The organism is Neptunicoccus cionae (assembly GCF_002860325.1).
GTDB classification, from domain to species: domain Bacteria; phylum Pseudomonadota; class Alphaproteobacteria; order Rhodobacterales; family Rhodobacteraceae; genus Amylibacter; species Amylibacter lutimaris.
In genome coordinates, this window is record NZ_PKOJ01000007.1 from 36564 (window position 1) to 55798 (window position 19235).

Sequence of the window (19235 nt, forward strand, 5' to 3'; positions counted from 1 at the left end):
CGGCCCGGTCACGTAAATAGGGTGGGCGCGCAGAGATCAAGTGTGGAAAATAACCGCATGTCACTGTTGCCGGTAAAAGACGAGCGGAGAGGCATTGATCTGGATTAGACATGTTCTGGTGGCCGGAATGGCCATGCTGATGGCGGGCATCGTTCTGACGGTGCTTTGCGTTGGCGTGGTGAGCATTCTGTTGCGCAACGGTCCGGTTGAAGTCCCCTTGATGCAAGCCTTCGTTCAGGACCGCCTGAACGCCCAGATGGCCGATGAAACTGTGTTGATCGGCGGTGTGTCCCTGACGTCCGGTGCTCAGGGCGTGGGCAACAGTATCCAGTTGCGGGATGTAGAGATTGCGGATGCCGAAGGCCGGACGCTGCTGGTTGTGCCGGAACTGCGTACACGTTTTTCGCTGTTGTCGCTGTTGCACGGTCGGGTCGCCCCGGAAGATATCGGAATTGTCGGATCGGAACTGTCTCTGGAACGGGCAGAGGATGGTACGATCACCCTGTTCGGAGATGGCGCGGGGCTGACTGAAGGGCTTGATGTGCTGGCCCTGCTGGACGGGCTTCAGACAAGGGTCGGCCTGCGGAGCCTGAAAAAGATTGCCTTGTTCGATACGGAAGTGACCTATCTGGACCGCGCATCGGGCCGGTCTTGGGTTCTTGCCAATTCAACGCTGACAATCACACGGGACGGGGACCGGTTGTCGGGTCGTGCAGAACTGGCGCTCAGCGGCACGGACGGTGGCGCGCAGTCGAATGCGGCCAAACTCAAGACGGCTACGATGATCCTGAACGGTGACTACGTGCTCGGTTCCGAAGAGGCGACTGTTTCCTTTCAGTTTGCACAGGCCGCGCCTTCGGAAATCGCGGATCTTTTTCAGGCGTTCGACTGGTTGCGCAATCTGGAGACCACCTTGTCAGGCTCTGTCCGCGCGAGCCTGTCCGGTGACGGAACCCTTGGTGATCTTCACGGTGTATTGCAGTTGTCGGAAGGGGCTTTGGCGGAAACGCCGGACAGTCAGCCGCTTACCTTCAGTCAGGCCAAAGTCTATTTTGATTACAATCACGAGAAAGACACTCTCAACCTGACGCAGGTCGATCTGGAAACCAGTTCCGGTGCTCTGCAAGCCACCGGCTTTGCCCAGATGCACCGTAGCGTTTCCGGAAGCGTGGACGCTCTTTCGGGGCAATTGCGCCTGTCTGATATCAACATCCAGCGTCCGGACCTGTTCGATCAGGACGTGGGCCTGTCTGCTGCCGCCCTTGATGCGCGCGTTTCCTTTTCCCCGCTTACAATCGAGGTCGGCCGGCTGGCTGTTTTTGACGCAGACACAACCATCAAGATCAAGGGCAGGTCGGTTGCGGGGGAAACATATTGGGAAAACAGCTACGATGTGGATGTGAACCGGATCGGGCTGGCGCGATTGAAACAGCTCTGGCCGAAACCGGTCGTTGAAAAAACGCGCCGCTGGATGAACGAGAATGTTTCGCAAGGGCAGATCGTGAATTTTGGCGGTGGTATGCGATCCTATTCCGGTGAGTACGAATATGCGTTCAACTTCGGCATCGAAGACGCGAACTTCCGCTTTTTAAAAACCGTTCCTCGATTGCAAGAGGGTGTCGGATTTGGCTATCTCACCCACAAGGACTTGAGGCTCGATCTGAGCAGCGGCTATGTGGTGGCCCCAAACGGGACCGAAGTTGATGTGGCCGGATCATCCCTGTTCATTCCTGACATCCACCAGCGCCCGTCTCCCGGTGAGATCACGCTAAGTGCAAAGGGGAGCGTGGGGGCTGCACTCGCCCTTTTGAACGTGGAAAAATTTCAGTTTCTGAAAAAGGTCGGGCTGTCCGAGGATATTGCCGAAGGGCAGGCTGTTGTGCAGGGCACCTTCAAACTGCCGCTTGATAAAGACGCCAAGACCAGTGATGTGAAAATGGATCTGACTGCCCGGTTGACGGATTTGCATTCTCACACCTTGATCAAAGGAAAATCCCTGACGGCAGATGTGCTGGAAGCGCAGATTACAGACCAAGGGGTGACCCTTTCGGGGGATGCGGTGCTGGATGCTGTACCCGTGACTGCCCGCTGGAAACAGGCTTTTGGCAAGGATGTTCCAAAAGAAAGCACAGTTTTTGCGCAATTCGATCTGTCGGATCAAAACCTGCGTTCTCTGGGCATTCAATTGCCCGATGGAACGATCCGCGGTCAGGCAAGGGGGGCGATGGATGTTACCCTTCGGAAAGGGGCGGCACCGGTATTTGAATTGTCGTCGAATTTGCAAGGGGCGCGACTGTCGATTCCTGCGCTTAACTGGTCCAAAGCCGCAGGAACCGCGGGGAGTCTGGATATAACGGGCCAGTTGGGAGACCAGCCGCAAGTGGATCGGATCGCTTTTCGCGCGCCGGGATTGGCAGCCGAAGGAACATTGGATCTGAACCCTGACGGAAGTTTGCGCCGCGCCCGTTTCGACAGTGTTTCGGTTGGACGCTGGCTTGACACTTCGGCAATTCTGACGCCGCAGGGGAATGGCAGCGCCAATATCTCTGTCAACGGAGGGCGTGCTGACCTGCGTTTTCTGGACGATGCAGCGGACGGCGGGCAATCCGGTGGGTCCGGCAACTCCACGATCAAACTGGCTTTGGATCAGGTCCGTATAACCGACAGCCTGACCCTGAGCTCTTTTTCTGGCAAGCTGACCACTGCCCAAGGTTTGCGGGGCAGTTTCGTAGGGCGGATCAACGGGGGCACGCGGGTGGACGGCAAGCTGTTCCCTCAGTCCCATGGCACAGCGTTGGAACTGAGCAGCAAGGACGCCGGCGGTGCGCTGCAATCTGCCGGACTTTTGAAGAACGCACGGGGCGGAGAGTTGCGTCTGGTGCTGGTGCCCCGTTCGGGCGACGGGAATTACGACGGCAACCTGAATATATCGCGCACCCGTTTACGGGATGCCTCAGCGATGGCGGGGCTGCTGAACGCGATTTCGGTTGTCGGTCTGCTGCAGCAATTGGAAGGGGAAGGAATCCATTTCAACACTGTTGAAGGCGGATTCAAACTGCGCTCCAACGGGGTAAAGCTGGAAAGGATCAGCGCCGTCGGGCCTTCAATGGGAATGACGCTGGACGGATGGTATGACACGGCCCGTAAATCGGTTAACTTCGAGGGCGTTGTCACGCCTCTTTACGCTGTAAACGGCATTTTCGAACGCCTATTCGGCCCGTTGATGGGGCGGCGTAAAGGGGAAGGCATGTTCAGCTTTACCTACAGGATGCAAGGTCCTGCGGACAATCCGAAGGTTTCGGTCAACCCGCTATCAATCCTCACACCCGGCGCCTTCCGTGAGATTTTCCGCACCCAGCCGCCCGCACCACCATCGCAATGAACGTTAAATGCGCCTCCGTCGCAATGAGTGCAAAAATAGTTGCACTCCGGCGCGGGTTTGGGCATGGGCAGGGCCATGAAACTCTCTGATTTTGATTTTGACCTGCCCGAAAGCCTGATCGCATTGCGTCCGGCCAAACCACGCCCGTCCTCGCGCCTGTTGCTGGCCGAGGGCACGGCTCTGTCGGACCATCACTTTTACGATTTGCCCAAGTTCCTGCGGCGGGGGGATCGTCTGGTTCTGAATGACACAAAGGTCATTCCCGCGCGGTTGAACGGCAAGCGGCGGCGCATGTCCGATCAGGGCGAAACCTTTGCGGCGGTTGAAGTGACCCTGTTGTCGCTGGACGGGCAGGGCGACTGGATGGCACTGGCCAAACCGGGACGACGGGTTCGGGTGGGAGAGGAAATCGCCTTTTCGCCGGAACTGTCAGCCACAGTGCTCGACAAGAGCGCGGACGGGCTGCGGTTACGGTTTTCCCTGTCCGGGCCCGCGTTCGACGCACAACTGGCAGCTTTAGGCGCTATGCCGCTGCCGCCCTATATCGCTGCAAAACGGGCTGCTGACGCGCAAGACGCGCAGGATTATCAAACGGTTTTTGCCCAAAATTCCGGTGCCGTTGCCGCGCCGACAGCTTCGCTGCATTTCGATCAGGGAATACTGGATGCGCTTGCGGATACGGGCGTGACTTTCACCAAAGTGACCCTTCACGTCGGGGCCGGAACATTTCTTCCGGTGAAGGTGGATGATGTCAGCGATCACAAGATGCATGCGGAATGGGGCAGGGTAGACGAACAGGCCGCTGCCGAAATCGCGCAGACCAAAGCACAGGGCGGGCGGGTTATTCCGGTTGGCACCACAGCCCTGCGCCTGATCGAAACCGCCGCCCGCGACACCGGCGAGATTGCCCCCTGGGTCGGGGAAACCGATATCTTCATCAAGCCCGGTTTCGAATTCGCCGTGACAGACGGGCTGATCACGAATTTCCATCTGCCGAAATCGACGCTGATGATGCTGGTCAGCGCCCTGATGGGGGTGGATACGATCAAATCCGTTTACGCGCATGCGATCGCAGAGAAATACCGCTTCTTTTCCTACGGCGACAGCTCTCTTCTCTTGCCTGAACGGCGGTAAGCTGCGCAAGGAGGCGAATAGCTTGCCAAAGGTGTCGTGTTTGTCTTGTACCATGACAGGCGAATCCCATATGGCTGGCAAAATTCAAAGCGGTTAGGCGACGACATGACACTTGTACTGAAAAACTCCTGGGCGCTTCTGCTGGGAATGTTCCTGCTGATGCTGGGCAATGGTGTGCAAGGTACACTGCTCGGGATTCGCGGGGCGCTCGAAGGGTTCACACCGGGCGCCATGTCCCTGATCATGTCCGGCTATTTCGTCGGCTTTCTGGGGGGATCGCAAATGGCGCCGGGGATGATCCGGCGGGTCGGGCACGTTCGCGTATTTGCCGCTCTTGCCTCTATGATCTCTGCTGCGTTGATCCTCTATGCGGCGATCCCGAATGAGTATGTATGGTTCTTTCTGCGAGTCATTGTCGGTTTCTGCTTTTCCGGCGTGTATGTGGTCGCTGAAAGCTGGTTGAATGATTCTGCGACCAACGAAACACGCGGGCAGGCACTATCGGCATATCTCATCGTTCAGATGATGGGGATTGTCGCAGCGCAGTGGCTGCTGAACTTTGCCGATGTGGGCGGCTTCATTCTGTTTATTATTATCTCGGTTGCGGTTTCTGTTTCCTTTGCGCCGATTCTCCTCTCGGTCAGCCCCGCGCCGGTGTTCCACACCACCAAACCGATGAGCCTGAAAGAACTATACCATGCCTCGCCGCTCGGGATTACCGGCTCTTTCCTGCTGGGGGCGATTTTTGCTGCTCTCTTCGGGATGACGGCGGTTTACGGCACCGAAAAGGGTATGAGCGTTGGTGAGATTTCCTTCTTTGTAGGGATCATCTATGTCGGCGGGATGTTGTGCCAGTTCCCGATCGGCTGGCTGTCAGACCGGATGGACCGGCGTCTGCTGATCATCGGGATCACGCTGATCGGAACGGCTGCAACACTGGTAGCCTTTGCTTTTGCAGGGAATTTCACACTGATCCTGATCTGTAGCTTTATCATCGGCGGTGTCGCGAACCCGCTGTATTCGCTGTTACTGGCACATACCAACGACTTTCTGGAACTGGAAGATATGGCTGCGGCCAGTGGCGGTTTGATTTTTGTCAACGGGATCGGGGCCATCGCCGGCCCGCTGATCGTGGGCTGGATGATGTCCACCTTCGGGTCTGACAGTTTCTTCCTGTATATCGGTGCGCTGACCATGACGATGGCGGTCTATGCGATCTACCGGACGTTCCAGCGTGCCTCGCCGGATGTGGACGACACAAACAGCTACGCGCCGGTGTTCAGCACGGCCTCTCCGGTGGCCTTTGAGGTTGCGCAAGAAGTCGCAATCGAGATGGCATTGGAGGGTGAAGAAAACAACGATAGCGTTAACAGTTTGTAAAATAGTTAAAAAATGGTTGACGCATACCTGTGAAGTAACAAGTCTGTAACGTAAGGCCCTGTTATTTTGTGTGTAGCTATGTCGGAGAGAACGATGGACAAAGCCAAAGAGATTATCGAGTTCTGGATTAACGAAGTCGGACCCAAAGGATGGTATCAGGGCACCAAGGCGCTTGATGACACGATCAAAGACCGTTTCATGGACGACTATGAGGCGGCAAAACGGGGCGAATATGACAGTTGGGGCAGTTGCCCTGACAAATCGCTGGCGTTGTTGATCCTGCTGGACCAATTTCCCCGCAACATGTTTCGTGAAGACCCGCGCGCTTTTGAAACCGATGGCAAGGCGCTTAAAGTGGCCGCACATGCCATCGACGAAGGGTACGATATGCGAACGGGCGAACCCGAGCGCCAGTTCTTCTATCTGCCGTTCATGCATTCCGAATGCCTGACTCATCAGGAACGCTGTGTCCGTCTGATCGCAAAACGGATGAGCGCGCAGGGCAGCACTAATTTGCTGCATGCCAAAGTCCATCGTGCTGTGATCCGCAAATTCGGACGTTTTCCCTACCGCAACAATGCGCTGGGGCGCAGTTCCACAGAAGGCGAAGTCGCGTTTTTGGAAAACGGCGGCTACCAGCAGATGACACAAGAGGTCAAAGCCGCCGCCTGAGCAGGAATGGTCACAGGTTTTCACAGGCTGATTTTGTCTTAGTTTATGGTGTGCTCTTGCGAGCGGGGATGAAATGTAGCATCCTAGTTGCAAGATAGTTTAACCTTGAACCAATTCTGCGAGGACGAGAATGGCCGACACCCAGTTTGATATGATTGTGATAGGCGCAGGGCCCGGAGGCTATGTCTGTGCGATCCGCGGGGCGCAAAACGGTCTGAAGGTTGCCGTTGTCGAGCGGGAACATCTGGGCGGTATCTGTCTGAACTGGGGCTGTATCCCCACCAAGGCGCTGTTGCGCTCCTCCGAAGTATTCCACCTGATGCACCGCGCCAAGGAGTTCGGTCTGAAGGCAGAAGGTATTGATTACGATCTGGATGCGGTGGTCAAACGCTCTCGCGGGGTGGCCAAACAGCTTTCGGGCGGCGTCGGACATCTTTTAAAGAAGAACAAGGTCACCGTCGTAATGGGCGCGGCCAAACTTGCCGGTAAAGGTAAGGTTCTGGTGACGAACAATGACGGGGAGCAAACCCTGTCGGCCAAGAATATCGTTGTCGCCACAGGGGCGCGTGCCCGCGAACTGCCGGGGCTAGAGGCTGATGGCGAACGGGTCTGGACCTATCGTCATGCTCTGAACCCGCCCCATATGCCGAAAAAACTGCTGGTGATCGGCTCGGGCGCGATTGGCATCGAATTCGCCAGCTTCTTCAATACGCTCGGCTCGGACACAACCGTTGTCGAGGTGATGGACCGTGTGTTGCCGGTAGAAGACGAAGAAATCTCCAAACACGCCAAAAAGCAGTTTGAAAAGCAGGGCATGACCATCATGGAGAAATCCACGGTCAAGAAACTGGACCGCGCCAAGGGTAAGGTCACAGCCCATATCGAAAAAGGCGGTAAGGTCGAAAAGCTGGAATTTGACACGGTCATTTCCGCTGTTGGTATCGTTGGCAATGTCGAGGGGCTGGGTCTGGAAGAAGCGGGGATCAAGGTGGATCGCACCCATGTAATCACCGATGAATACTGCCGGACGGCTGCGGACGGGGTTTTTGCAATCGGTGATATCGCCGGTGCGCCGTGGCTTGCCCACAAAGCCAGCCATGAAGGTGTCATGGTGGCTGATCTGGTGGCGGGCAAACATGCCCATCCGGTCAAACCCGAAAGCATAGCAGGTTGTACCTACTGTCACCCGCAGGTGGCCAGTGTCGGCCTGACCGAAGCCAAGGCCAAAGAAGCAGGCTATGAGGTCAAGGTCGGGCGCTTCCCGTTTATCGGCAACGGCAAGGCCATTGCGCTTGGCGAACCCGAGGGCATGGTGAAAACTGTCTTTGATGCCAAAACCGGCGAATTGCTGGGGGCGCATATGGTCGGTGCGGAAGTGACCGAACTGATTCAGGGCTACGTGGTGGGGCGCCAGTTGGAAACCACCGAGGAAGACCTGATGCAGACGGTCTTCCCCCATCCGACCCTGTCAGAGATGATGCACGAAAGTGTTCTTGATGCTTACGGTGCGGCGATTCACTTTTAGCAAGACAGGCAATTTGTTCTGAAAAAGGCGGTTCTGCAGGGCAGGGCCGCCTTTTTCATGTGTAAATCTTGGTGATAATTTTTAACTATCAAAAGTATCGTTTAATCAAACTTAAACTTCTGAACTGTCTTTGTTAAACAGGCTTCAGGCAAAATCGGGATCGGTTGTTACAGGACTCAGTAAGGATCGACCGCGAGATTCTAATCACCCAACGGAGGGAACACGATGGACGGTAATGACGTCAAAACCGGTGGCAAATGCCCCGTTATCCACGGCAGCACAAATGCAATGAGCCGTGGCACTGGCAATTCTTCATGGTGGCCGAACCAGATCAACCTGCGGATTCTGCACCAGAACTCCATGGAAGGCGACCCGATGGGGCCGGACTTCGATTATGCGGAAGAATTCCAAAAACTTGATCTTGAAGCCCTCAAGAAAGATATTTTTGACCTGATGACGGATTCCCAGGACTGGTGGCCTGCGGATTACGGACATTACGGCCCATTCTTCATCCGGATGGCGTGGCACTCTGCGGGGACTTACCGCATGGGTGACGGCCGTGGCGGGGCGACATCCGGCACACAGCGGTTTGCGCCGTTGAACAGCTGGCCTGACAACGTGCTGCTGGACAAAGCGCGCCGTTTGCTCTGGCCGATCAAACAGAAATACGGCCGCCAGATTTCCTGGGCCGATCTGATGATCCTGACAGGAAACTGTGCCTTGGAATCGATGGGACTGAAAACCTTCGGTTTCGCAGGTGGCCGCGCAGACGTCTGGGAACCGGAAGAGGATATTTATTGGGGCACGGAGACCACATGGCTGGGCGGTGACACGCGTTACAGCGACGACCGCAAGCTTGAGGATCCGCTGGCCGCAGTTCAGATGGGGTTGATCTATGTGAACCCGGAAGGACCGGACGGAAACCCTGATCCGCTGGCGTCGGCTTTTGACATCCGCGACACATTCGGCCGCATGGCCATGAATGACGAGGAAACAGTGGCTCTGGTCGCTGGTGGTCACACCTTCGGCAAGGCCCATGGTGCGGGCACACCGGACCATGTGGGCGCGGAGCCCGAAGGGGCTGCGATCGAGGAACAAGGTCTTGGCTGGACCAGCAAATTCCGCAGCGGTAAAGGTGTTGATACCATCGGTAGCGGCATCGAAGGCCCTTGGACGTCCAATCCGATCCAGTGGGACAACGGTTACTTCGAGGCGCTGTTCCGCAACGAATGGCAACTGACCAAAAGCCCTGCCGGTGCCCATATCTGGGAAGCCAAAGACCTGCCGCTGGAGCACCACGCCCCACAAGTGGACGGCTCAGGTGAACCTGTCAAATTGATGATGACCACAGCCGACATGGCGCTGCGGGTTGATCCAGTTTACGAAAAGATTTCCCGCCGTTTCTACGAGAATCCGGAAGAGTTTGCGGATGCTTTCGCCCGCGCTTGGTTCAAGCTGACCCACCGTGATATGGGGCCACGTGATCTGTACCTCGGGCCGGATGTGCCACAGGAAGTGCTGATCTGGCAGGACCCGATCCCTGCGGTTGATCACGACCTGATCGACGCCGATGATATTGCTGCATTGAAAGGCAAAATCCTTGCCTCTGGCCTGTCCATCAGTGAATTGGTTTCAACAGCTTGGGCATCTGCATCGACCTATCGCGGATCTGACAAACGGGGTGGTGCAAATGGTGCACGTATCCGTCTTGCGCCGCAAAAGGATTGGGAAGTGAACGAGCCGGAGCAACTGGCGCGTGTGCTTGAAACGCTTGAAGGGGTGCAATCGGACTTTAACGCAGCCCAGACTGGCGGCAAGAAAGTGTCTTTGGCCGATCTGATCGTACTTGGAGGTTGTGCCGCAATTGAACTGGCAGCGCAAAATGCGGGCCACGTGGTTGAAGTGCCGTTCAAACCGGGCCGTATGGATGCGTCACTGGAGCAAACGGATGTCGAGTCCTTCGATGTGCTTGAGCCAATCGTTGACGGGTTCCGTAACTTCCAGCGCAAACAGTATTCGGTCTCTCCCGAGGAACTGCTGGTGGACCGTGCCCAACTGCTCGGCCTGACAGCTCCGGAAATGACCCTGCTGGTCGGCGGCCTGCGTGTACTCGGCGCGAACACAAACCAGTCCCAACATGGCGTGTTCACCGATCGCAAGGAAACCCTGACAACAGATTTCTACGTGAATCTGCTGGATATGGCGACCGAGTGGAAGAAATCCGAGGAGGAAGGCGTCTATGAGGGCCGCGACCGCAAAACCGGCGAGCTGCGCTGGACTGCGACCCGCGCCGATCTGGTGTTCGGTTCCAACTCGCAACTGCGGGCATTGGCCGAGGTTTACGCCAGCGAGGATGCAACGGATGCCTTCATCCCGAACTTCATCGCCGCTTGGAACAAGGTGATGAATGCCGATCGCTTTGATGTGAAGTAATTCAGGTCAATTCGAAACGATTAAAGGGGCAGGGCCGCAAAGCTCTGCCCTTTTTTATCGTATCGTCCGCGCTTTCCGGTCTGCGCATGGCTGCCATGCGGATTCCCTACTGCTCCTGTTGCAAATTCGCGATAATATGGGGATAAAGGGGCAACCAAGGAAGGCTCTCATGCGCGATCTGAAAATCCCGTCCCAACGGCATCCCGAAAAAGCCAAGCGACCCGACAACGCCCAGCCCAAAAAACCGGACTGGATCAGGGTCAAGGCACCGACCTCAAAAGGGTATTTTGAAACCCGCAACATCATGCGCGAAAACAAGCTCGTCACGGTCTGTGAAGAAGCCGGTTGTCCGAATGTAGGCGAATGCTGGTCACAGGGCCACGCCACCATGATGATCATGGGCGAGGTCTGTACCCGCGCCTGCACATTCTGCAACATTGCAACCGGAAAGCCGCCGGAAGCACTGGATGTGTTCGAGCCGGGCCGCGTGGCGGCTGCGGTGAAGAAGCTGGGTCTGAACCATGTGGTGATTACTTCGGTGGACCGCGACGATGTGGAAGACGGCGGGGCAGAGCATTTTGCCCAGACCATCCGCGCCGTGCGAAAACAATCGCCTGATACAACGATTGAAATCCTGACACCGGATTTCATCCGCTGCGCCCCTGAAGCGCTGGAAGTGGTGGTTGCGGCCCGTCCGGATGTGTTCAACCATAACCTTGAGACGGTCCCGGGGCTCTATCCCGAGGTGCGCCCCGGTGCACGGTATTTCCATTCCCTGCGCCTGTTGCAGCGGGTAAAGGAACTTGATCCGTCGATGTTTACCAAATCCGGTATTATGGTTGGTCTGGGAGAAGACAAACAGGCCGTGATGCAGGTGATGGATGACATGCGGGCAGCCGACATTGATTTCATGACCATCGGCCAGTATTTGCAGCCAACGCCAAAGCACCATGTGCTCGACCGGTTCGTAACGCCGGAAGAATTTGCGACCTATGAAAAGGCGGCCTACGGCAAGGGGTTCCTGATGGTTTCGGCCACGCCACTGACCCGTTCAAGCTATCACGCGGGGGATGACTTTGCCCGTCTTCGGGAGTCTCGGAACAAGGCGCTGGGGCTGGCCTGAACCGGTATTTACCCGGCTATATGAATTCGTTCGTCGCGCGCAGGTTTATTCTGCGCGCGCAAGCGGTTCCAGTCTTTTCAGATAAGCGGCAATGGCTGCGTGATCTTCGGGGGGCAGCAGCTTGGTGTTCTCCACCACATCCGCCATTTGCCCGCCAGCCACGTCAAATTCAGGTGTGAAGCCGGAGTTGAGATAGGTTTCGATATCTATTGCAGCCCAGCCACCGATTCCGTCTTCATGGGGGGTGATGTTGGGAATGCGCCCTTCGCCATCGGGATTGGGGCCACCTGCCATCCAGCGGCTGCGGTCCATGCCACCAATGGCATTGCGCGGCGTATGGCACTCCGCACAGTGGCCCATCGCTTCTACCAGATAACGGCCACGGGTTTCCTCTTCGTTCAAATCTCCGTCAAGCGCCCAGCCTTTACCTGCAAACAGGAATTTCCACCCGCCCAGAGTCCGGCGGATATTGAACGGAAAGCCGACTTCGTGGGGGAGGCTCGGCGTTTCCACGGCTGGAAGGGTTTTCAGATAGGCATAAAGATCGGCGAGGTCGGTAAGCTCCATATTTTCGTAAGTGGTGTAAGGGAAAGCGGGATAATAGTGCTGCCCGTCCGGCGAAGTGCCAAAGCTGACCGCATTGGCCAGATCGGCAAAGGACCAGTTTCCGATCCCGTGTTCAACGCTTTGCGAGATGTTCGGGGCGTGAAATGTACCAAAGTCGGTTTCAAAAGCCTGACCACCGGCTAGTGCCAGTTTATCTGCACCTTCACTGCCTTTGACCGCATGGCAGGACGCACACCCTGCCGCTGCAAACACGAGCTCGCCCTTGTCGGCATCGCCACTCACACCAGCCAGTGCGTCGGGTTCCCAGACCTTGGGAGTCGTGATCCACCAGAACACTCCGGCCCCGACGACGATACCCAACAAGCCCAGCCTGACCAGTTTTCCCATCTTCCCGTATCCCTGCTTTAGCCTTGGTTTCCCTTAGGGTAGCGCTTATGCCGCAACCGCTGCAATCCGATTTCTGTGATCGGGTCTTTTCTTTTCCCCAAACCCGTGAGATAGGGACGTGCCAACAGCGGTATTCCAGCAGGAGATATGCAATGGAGATTCGTGAGGCCCTTACCTTTGATGATGTACTCTTGGTGCCAGGTGCGTCCAACGTCTTGCCAGCCACGGCAGACACCAGAACTTTTGTGACCAAATCCATCCCCCTGAACATTCCCTTGCTGAGTTCGGCAATGGATACAGTCACCGAAGCGCGGATGGCGATTGCAATGGCGCAATATGGCGGCATGGGGATTTTGCACCGCAACCTGACCCTGGACGAGCAGCAGAAACAGGTGCGTCGTGTGAAACGGTTTGAAAGCGGGATCGTCTATAATCCGGTGACGCTGCGCCCCGACCAGACATTGGGCGATGCCAAAGCGCTTCAGGAACGCTATCGCGTGACGGGCTTTCCGGTCGTTGATGAAAAGGGTCGTGTTCTCGGGATCGTAACCAACCGCGATATGCGTTTTGCCAATGCAGACGACACGCCGGTCCACACGATGATGACGGGTGACAATCTGGCCATCCTGCGCGAACCTGCCGACCTGACCGAGGCACGGTCCATGATGCATGCCCGCCGGATCGAAAAACTGTTGGTTGTTGACGGTGAAAACAAGCTCACCGGCCTGCTGACCATCAAGGATATCGAACAGGCGGTTCTGAACCCGCAGGCCTGTAAGGACCAGCGCGGACGCCTTCGGGTTGGTGCGGCTTCCACTGTCGGGGATGCAGGCTATGAACGTTCGGTGCAACTGATCGAAGCGGGCGTTGACCTGCTGGTGATCGATACGGCCCATGGCCACTCTGCCAGCGTCTCGGAAGCTGTGACGCGGATCAAAGCCTACAACAACGATGTACAGGTCGTGGCCGGTAATGTTGCCACCGCCGAAGCCACCCGCGCCTTGATCGACGCAGGTGCGGATGCGGTAAAGGTCGGGATCGGGCCGGGCTCTATCTGCACAACGCGGATCGTGGCGGGGGTCGGGGTTCCCCAATTGACCGCCATTGACGATTGCGCATCTGAGGGTGCGAAAACAGGTACGCCGATCATTGCCGATGGCGGGATCAAGTTTTCTGGCGATTTTGCCAAGGCGATCGCGGCAGGCGCATCCTGTGCGATGGTCGGTTCCATGCTGGGTGGCACGGATGAAGCGCCGGGCGAGGTGATCCTCTATCAGGGCCGCAGCTATAAATCCTTCCGCGGCATGGGGTCTGTCGGAGCAATGGCGCGTGGTTCGGCTGACCGGTATTTCCAGAAGGAAGTCACCGCCGAGAAACTGGTGCCCGAAGGGATTGAAGGTCAGGTGCCGTACAAGGGGCCGGCTGGCACAGTAATCCACCAGATGATCGGTGGCCTGCGGGCTGCAATGGGCTATACCGGCAGTGCAACGATTGAAGACATGCGCACAGGCTGCAAGTTCGTGCGTATTTCTGGCGCCGGACTGAAAGAAAGCCATGTGCATGACGTGCAGATCACGCGGGAATCCCCGAACTACCGCGTCGGTTGATCCATGACACCTGCCGCGCGTTATGCTGCCGCTATTGAGGTTCTGGACGGTTTCCTTACGGGGGAACCGGCAGAAAAGCTGTTGTCCAACTGGGCGCGGCGCAACCGCTATGCTGGCAGCAAGGATCGCGCGGCGGTGCGTGACATTGTGTTTGATTCCTTACGCAACCTGAACAGCTTTGCCATCCTGTCCGGTGTCGGGCAGGGGCGGGGTATTGCGCTTGGACATTGCATTGCGGCGGGGATCGCACCTGATGAGATTTTCAATGGCGCTGGATATGGTCCTGCGCCACTGGATGAAAGCGAGCGCAACGCGATAGCAGGCGCAGAAAAAGCGCAATCAGAGGAGTTTGACCTGCCGGAGTGGCTGGTCGAGGTTTTCAAGTCCGATCTTGGAGAAGAAGCACAGGCCAGCGCAGCAGCCCTGCGCGAGCGGGCACCGGTTGATCTGCGCGTAAACATTGCCAAAACCACGCCGGAGGCTGCGGCCCGTGCGCTGGCGGCGGAGAGTATCCTGACAGAGCCGGTCACGGGGGTGCCAACTGCGCTGCGGGTTATTGAAAATGCCCGTCGTGTTGCTGGTTCCAAGCCTTACCTGTCCGGTCTGGTGGAACTTCAGGATGCTGCATCGCAAGCTCTGGTGCAAATGCTGGAACTGCGAGGCGGCCAGCGCGTGCTTGACTATTGCGCAGGCGGTGGTGGCAAGACACTGGCGATGGCTGCACAGGAACCCCGCACAAGGCTGTGTGCCTGGGATATCAGTCAGGCCCGTCTGGCGCCTCTGGCGGAACGTGCGAAACGGGCAGGTGCAAAGGTAAAGCTGCTGGCAGCGAAACCGGTCAAGGCGGAATTCGATCTGGTTCTGGTCGATGCGCCCTGTTCGGGGTCCGGTGCGTGGCGGCGCAACCCTGAAGGCAAATGGCGCTTGCAACCGGAGGGGCTGGCGTCCTTGCAGAAAACCCAGGCACAGGTCCTGTCCGAAGCAAGCGCACTGGTCGTACCCGGCGGAACGTTGATCTATGCAACCTGTTCCCTTCTGAAACGGGAAAATATCGAAGTGGTTAACGGCTTTTTAAGCAGTCACAGCGAATATTCGTTGCAAAATTCCCGCAGCTTCTTGCTGGACCGGCCGGGTGACGGATTTTTTTGTGCGATATTACAAAAACAACTATGACGTGTATTTGTATTATGATAAGTGTTCTTCTGGGAGAGTGAGTGGTGGGATTTTGACAGCAACGGCTGGGGGGCTTTTTGGCTGTGTTCAAAATTTCGCAATACGTCACGCAAGTGGCGCTTGTCTGGATTGTCGGCTGTAGTTTCGTATTACTGTGGTTGATGCCGGAACCTGTCGTCTGGTTCGGATTTTTCGCCTTTCTTGCAGGGTTTGCCTTGGTAGTTGCTGCCCGAAGGCAAAGAAAACTATACCGACAACACACTGATAAAAATCAAGAAATTGTTTCGGAACTGCCGCAGGACCGGCAGCAGGAAAATCCACCGCCCGAACCAGCCCTTAACCCGATGAGCGAAACTCTGGTTGCTGAGAAGATGCAACAGTTGTTTGACAGGCTGCCAATCGCTCTTGTTCAGATCGACTCGCGTGGGCGGGTTGGACAGTCAAACGCTGCAGCTCGGGAATTCCTGCGTCTTGAACCTGCAGAATCGCCGTTGTTTGCCAGTCTTGTTGAAGGAATGGGGCGCAGCGTATCAACGTGGATTCAATCAGCGCGTGATCTGCATGAGCCGACAAACCCTGAAATGGTTCAAGTGCGACGCTCCAACGGGGAAGAGATTTTACAGGTGTCTCTGATGCCGCCGCCGGTTGAAGGTCAGGGCGGAATGATCGCAACTCTGAGCGATGCGACAGAGTTGAAATCACTTGAAGCGCAGTTTGTCCAAAGCCAGAAAATGCAAGCCATTGGCCAGCTTGCCGGCGGGGTTGCCCATGATTTCAACAATCTGCTGACGGCGATATCAGGTTATTGTGATTTGCTGTTGTTGCGTCATGAGAAAGGCGATCCGGACTACAACGATCTTATCCAGATTACCCAGAACGCCAATCGTGCTGCTGCTTTGGTGGGGCAGTTGCTGGCGTTTTCTCGCAAACAAACCATGCAGCCCAAGGTCGTATCGGTGAACGAAACCCTGTCCGATCTCACACATCTGCTCAGTCGGTTGTTGGGGGAAAAGGTGCGATTGAACGCAGAGTATGGCAAGGATCTGCCCCGCGCTTATCTTGACGGCCGCCAGATTGAACAGGTGATCTTGAACCTTGTCGTCAACGCACGAGATGCCATGCCGGACGGAGGGGAAGTCCTTATCAAAAGCGGAATGCGCGTGTATGATCGTCCGACCCGCGTCGATCGTGTACTGGTGCCGAAAGGCAAGTATGTTACGATAAGTGTCGCCGACACAGGCTGCGGTATCCCACCGGAACATATGGAAAAACTCTTCGAGCCCTTCTTCACAACCAAAGAAACAGGCGAAGGCACGGGGCTGGGGCTGTCCATGGCCTATGGGATCGTTAAGCAGACGTCGGGATTCATCTTTGCCACCAGCACGGTGGGCGAGGGATCCGAGTTCACTCTGTTGCTGCCAGCCCATGAGGGGCGCGAGAAGGTTGCAGCCGTTGCCAAGCCGCATCGCCCGAACCTGTCGAAAAGTCTGAACGGGCTGTCGGTTATGCTGGTCGAAGATGAAGCTCCGGTCCGGACCTTCGTGGCCCGCGCACTCGCGATGCAAGGAGTGCGTGTGACCGAAGCAGCATCAGCAGAAATTGCCCTTGAAAAGCTTCAGGACACCGATCTCCACATTGATCTGATCGTGTCCGATGTGGTGATGCCGGGCATGGACGGGCCCACGTGGGTGGTGAAAGCACAGGAAAGCAGACCGGATGTGAATGTGATTTTCGTCTCCGGCTATGCCGAAGAGAATTTCACCTCAGAATATGGCGAAATCCCGAACGCACATTTCCTGCCAAAGCCGTTTTCACTCAAACAACTGACAGAAACCGTGCGCGACCTTGCGGCGTAAAATCGGGTTCTTGTGCGTGGATCAGGGCTCAGGTGCCAGTCGTTCGTAAATCTCGAAGTCTTGTGCATAAGCCTTTTGATATTCGGCGAGAAGTGCAGGGCTGAGGGTGATTTCCCCCGTCGGGGACTGGTTTGCCCGCCCGAGGGTGAACTGTCGGTTCAGACGGTTCTGCAAAAAGCGGACCAGCCCTTCCATGTCATCGTATCGGAACAGATGGGACAGACCCAAGGCACCGTCCTTATCCGACATGAATTTTGCCTGAGAGCCGACACGGGCAAATTCGGGCGGATTGTCAGACAGGTAGGCCGCAACAAATTCATCAAAACTGATACCGGCGGTTGAATTGGCCGTACCATTCAATTCTTCACGGGAACGATAGCGGTACCAGCTTCCCAGCCATTCCACAGGCTCTCGGATGACGGCAACCGTGTCCGGTTCATCCTTGGTCAAGGTCATAATGAAGGGTTCAAGAAGACGCTGGTACTTCCTGTAGGGTGTGTGTTTCGCATTCGGTACTTTGGAAATGCGGATGTCACAATTCGGGCCGAGCGCCATTTCGATAGAGGTCGAAGCGGTTTTCGGCGTTGCAAAGAACACCAGCTTCTCTTTTAGAAATACCATCATGCGGGGTAATTGTCCCTGTTCAACTTAAAACTGCACCTCGTTTACCATTCATAAACATTCATCGCGGATTGTTAAGTTGAAAGTTTTACTTGTAATGTTCCCGTTTTGATCTCATATATGCTAGGAGAACAAGAGGCGAACATCAGCAGCGATTGCCGAGTCTCCGGCGATGTGAAATAAGGGATGTCAAAGATGGCTACAAACCTACTCGATTTAACTGAAAGACAGTCCATGGATAAGCAAAAAGCACTGGAATCAGCCCTTGGGCAGATCGAACGTCAGTTCGGCAAAGGCTCTATCATGAAGCTGGGCGCGAATCCTGTGATGGATGTGGAGGCAACCTCTACAGGGTCGATCGGGCTGGATATTGCGCTAGGGATCGGTGGGATTCCAAAGGGGCGGATTATCGAGATCTATGGTCCTGAAAGCTCCGGTAAGACAACCTTGACATTGCATTGCATCGCGGAAGAACAGAAAAAAGGCGGGGTTTGCGCCTTTGTGGATGCGGAACATGCGCTGGACCCGACCTACGCCAAGAAATTGGGCGTTGATCTGGACGAGTTGCTGATCTCCCAGCCGGACGCTGGCGAGCAGGCGCTGGAAATTACCGATACGCTTGTGCGGTCTGGTGCGGTTTCCATGGTCGTGGTCGATTCGGTTGCGGCGCTGACGCCGAAATCGGAACTTGAAGGGGATATGGGCGACCATCAGGTTGGGGCTCAGGCCCGTTTGATGAGTCAGGCCATGCGCAAGTTGACAGGCTCTATCAGCAAATCCAAATGTACCGTGATCTTTATCAACCAGATCCGTATGAAAATCGGCGTGATGTTCGGCTCGCCCGAGACCACTTCCGGTGGGAATGCGCTGAAATTCTACGCTTCCGTGCGTCTGGACATCCGCCGCACCGGTGCGATCAAGGATCGCGACGAAGTGGTTGGCAACGCGACCCGTGTCAAGATCGTCAAAAACAAGGTGGCTCCGCCGTTCAAACAGGCGGAATTCGACATCATGTATGGTGAAGGAATCTCCAAACGGGGTGAACTGGTGGATCTGGGCGTCAAAGCCGGTATCGTTGAAAAATCGGGCTCCTGGTTCTCTTACGGGGACCAGCGGATCGGGCAGGGGCGGGAAAACGCCAAGAACTTCCTCAAAGAAAATCCACAAGTGGCCTGGGAGATCGAGGACAAGATTCGCGCCTCCCACGGTCTGGACTTCGATATGCCGAAACCCGCCGCAGACGAAAGCGCGGATGACGTGATTGAAGGTTAAGATTTGCCGCTTCCGCCGGTGCCTCCGGCGGGAGTATTTGGCGAACATTGAAAACTGTTTTTGCGGCGCCGCAGGCAATGTCTGCGGCGCTTTGCGTTGGGGC

At 56.2% G+C, this 19235-nt stretch carries 13 protein-coding genes; 11 read left to right on the forward strand and 2 right to left on the reverse strand.

What is annotated here, in order from left to right:
- Nucleotides 1-94: 94 nt before the first annotated feature.
- The 7 genes from C0U40_RS15395 to lipA all read left to right on the forward strand — a co-directional run bounded on the left by C0U40_RS15395 (nt 95) and on the right by lipA (nt 11649).
- Nucleotides 95-3382 (forward strand): YhdP family protein, encoded by a 3288-nt coding sequence (locus C0U40_RS15395; protein WP_101656700.1) that lies wholly within the window; start codon nt 95-97, stop codon nt 3380-3382.
- Nucleotides 3383-3457: 75 nt separating this feature from the next.
- The gene (gene queA, locus C0U40_RS15400) at nt 3458-4516 is read left to right on the forward strand and encodes a tRNA preQ1(34) S-adenosylmethionine ribosyltransferase-isomerase QueA (protein WP_101656701.1); all 1059 of its coding nucleotides are present in this window, start codon (nt 3458-3460) and stop codon (nt 4514-4516) included.
- A gap of 105 nt (nt 4517-4621) precedes the next feature.
- Nucleotides 4622-5896: an MFS transporter gene (locus C0U40_RS15405; protein WP_101656702.1), complete on the forward strand. Its 1275-nt coding sequence runs from the start codon at nt 4622-4624 to the stop codon at nt 5894-5896.
- Between the two features lie 93 nt (nt 5897-5989).
- Nucleotides 5990-6568: a DUF924 family protein gene (locus tag C0U40_RS15410; RefSeq protein WP_101656703.1), complete on the forward strand. Its 579-nt coding sequence runs from the start codon at nt 5990-5992 to the stop codon at nt 6566-6568.
- Nucleotides 6569-6698: 130 nt separating this feature from the next.
- On the forward strand, nt 6699-8093 hold the full coding sequence (gene lpdA, locus C0U40_RS15415) for a dihydrolipoyl dehydrogenase (protein ID WP_101656704.1): 1395 nt from the start codon (nt 6699-6701) through the stop codon (nt 8091-8093).
- A gap of 225 nt (nt 8094-8318) precedes the next feature.
- The gene (katG, locus tag C0U40_RS15420) at nt 8319-10526 is read left to right on the forward strand and encodes a catalase/peroxidase HPI (RefSeq protein ID WP_101656705.1); all 2208 of its coding nucleotides are present in this window, start codon (nt 8319-8321) and stop codon (nt 10524-10526) included.
- Nucleotides 10527-10695: 169 nt separating this feature from the next.
- Nucleotides 10696-11649 (forward strand): lipoyl synthase, encoded by a 954-nt coding sequence (lipA, locus tag C0U40_RS15425; RefSeq protein WP_101656706.1) that lies wholly within the window; start codon nt 10696-10698, stop codon nt 11647-11649.
- A 45-nt stretch (nt 11650-11694) separates the two neighbouring features.
- Here lipA and C0U40_RS15430 read toward each other — a convergent pair whose 3' ends face one another.
- Entirely contained in the window at nt 11695-12603 is a 909-nt protein-coding gene (locus C0U40_RS15430) for a c-type cytochrome (protein ID WP_101656707.1), read from the reverse strand.
- Nucleotides 12604-12755: 152 nt separating this feature from the next.
- On the opposite strand from C0U40_RS15430, the gene guaB reads away from it, so the two are divergent.
- From guaB to C0U40_RS15445, 3 genes are all read left to right on the forward strand, one after another.
- Nucleotides 12756-14210: an IMP dehydrogenase gene (guaB, locus tag C0U40_RS15435; protein WP_101656708.1), complete on the forward strand. Its 1455-nt coding sequence runs from the start codon at nt 12756-12758 to the stop codon at nt 14208-14210.
- A 3-nt stretch (nt 14211-14213) separates the two neighbouring features.
- The gene (locus C0U40_RS15440) at nt 14214-15383 is read left to right on the forward strand and encodes an RsmB/NOP family class I SAM-dependent RNA methyltransferase (RefSeq protein ID WP_101656709.1); all 1170 of its coding nucleotides are present in this window, start codon (nt 14214-14216) and stop codon (nt 15381-15383) included.
- Between the two features lie 83 nt (nt 15384-15466).
- Nucleotides 15467-17239 carry a hybrid sensor histidine kinase/response regulator gene (locus C0U40_RS15445; RefSeq protein WP_286135053.1) on the forward strand — a complete coding sequence of 591 codons (1773 nt, stop codon included), beginning with the start codon at nt 15467-15469 and terminating at the stop codon, nt 17237-17239.
- A gap of 21 nt (nt 17240-17260) precedes the next feature.
- Here the strand turns inward: C0U40_RS15445 and C0U40_RS15450 are convergent, their stop codons facing one another.
- The gene (locus tag C0U40_RS15450; RefSeq protein WP_101656710.1) at nt 17261-17863 is read right to left on the reverse strand and encodes a sulfotransferase family 2 domain-containing protein; all 603 of its coding nucleotides are present in this window, start codon (nt 17861-17863) and stop codon (nt 17261-17263) included.
- A gap of 192 nt (nt 17864-18055) precedes the next feature.
- Between C0U40_RS15450 and recA the strand changes: the two genes are divergently transcribed.
- Complete coding sequence (recA, locus tag C0U40_RS15455) at nt 18056-19132, forward strand: recombinase RecA (protein ID WP_101656711.1); 1077 nt, start codon at nt 18056-18058, stop codon at nt 19130-19132.
- The last annotated feature ends 103 nt before the right edge of the window (nt 19133-19235 follow it).

Excerpts from the sequence above, each read along its gene's own strand:
- queA (WP_101656701.1), top strand. The coding sequence starts at position 3,458 with ATGAAACTCTCTGATTTTGATTTTGACCTGCCCGAAAGCCTGATCGCA.
- C0U40_RS15405 (WP_101656702.1), top strand. The coding sequence starts at position 4,622 with ATGACACTTGTACTGAAAAACTCCTGGGCGCTTCTGCTGGGAATGTTC.
- C0U40_RS15410 (WP_101656703.1), top strand. The coding sequence starts at position 5,990 with ATGGACAAAGCCAAAGAGATTATCGAGTTCTGGATTAACGAAGTCGGA.
- lpdA (WP_101656704.1), top strand. The coding sequence starts at position 6,699 with ATGGCCGACACCCAGTTTGATATGATTGTGATAGGCGCAGGGCCCGGA.
- katG (WP_101656705.1), top strand. The coding sequence starts at position 8,319 with ATGGACGGTAATGACGTCAAAACCGGTGGCAAATGCCCCGTTATCCAC.
- lipA (WP_101656706.1), top strand. The coding sequence starts at position 10,696 with ATGCGCGATCTGAAAATCCCGTCCCAACGGCATCCCGAAAAAGCCAAG.
- C0U40_RS15430 (WP_101656707.1), bottom strand. The coding sequence starts at position 12,603 with ATGGGAAAACTGGTCAGGCTGGGCTTGTTGGGTATCGTCGTCGGGGCC.
- guaB (WP_101656708.1), top strand. The coding sequence starts at position 12,756 with ATGGAGATTCGTGAGGCCCTTACCTTTGATGATGTACTCTTGGTGCCA.
- C0U40_RS15440 (WP_101656709.1), top strand. The coding sequence starts at position 14,214 with ATGACACCTGCCGCGCGTTATGCTGCCGCTATTGAGGTTCTGGACGGT.
- C0U40_RS15450 (WP_101656710.1), bottom strand. The coding sequence starts at position 17,863 with ATGATGGTATTTCTAAAAGAGAAGCTGGTGTTCTTTGCAACGCCGAAA.
- recA (WP_101656711.1), top strand. The coding sequence starts at position 18,056 with ATGGCTACAAACCTACTCGATTTAACTGAAAGACAGTCCATGGATAAG.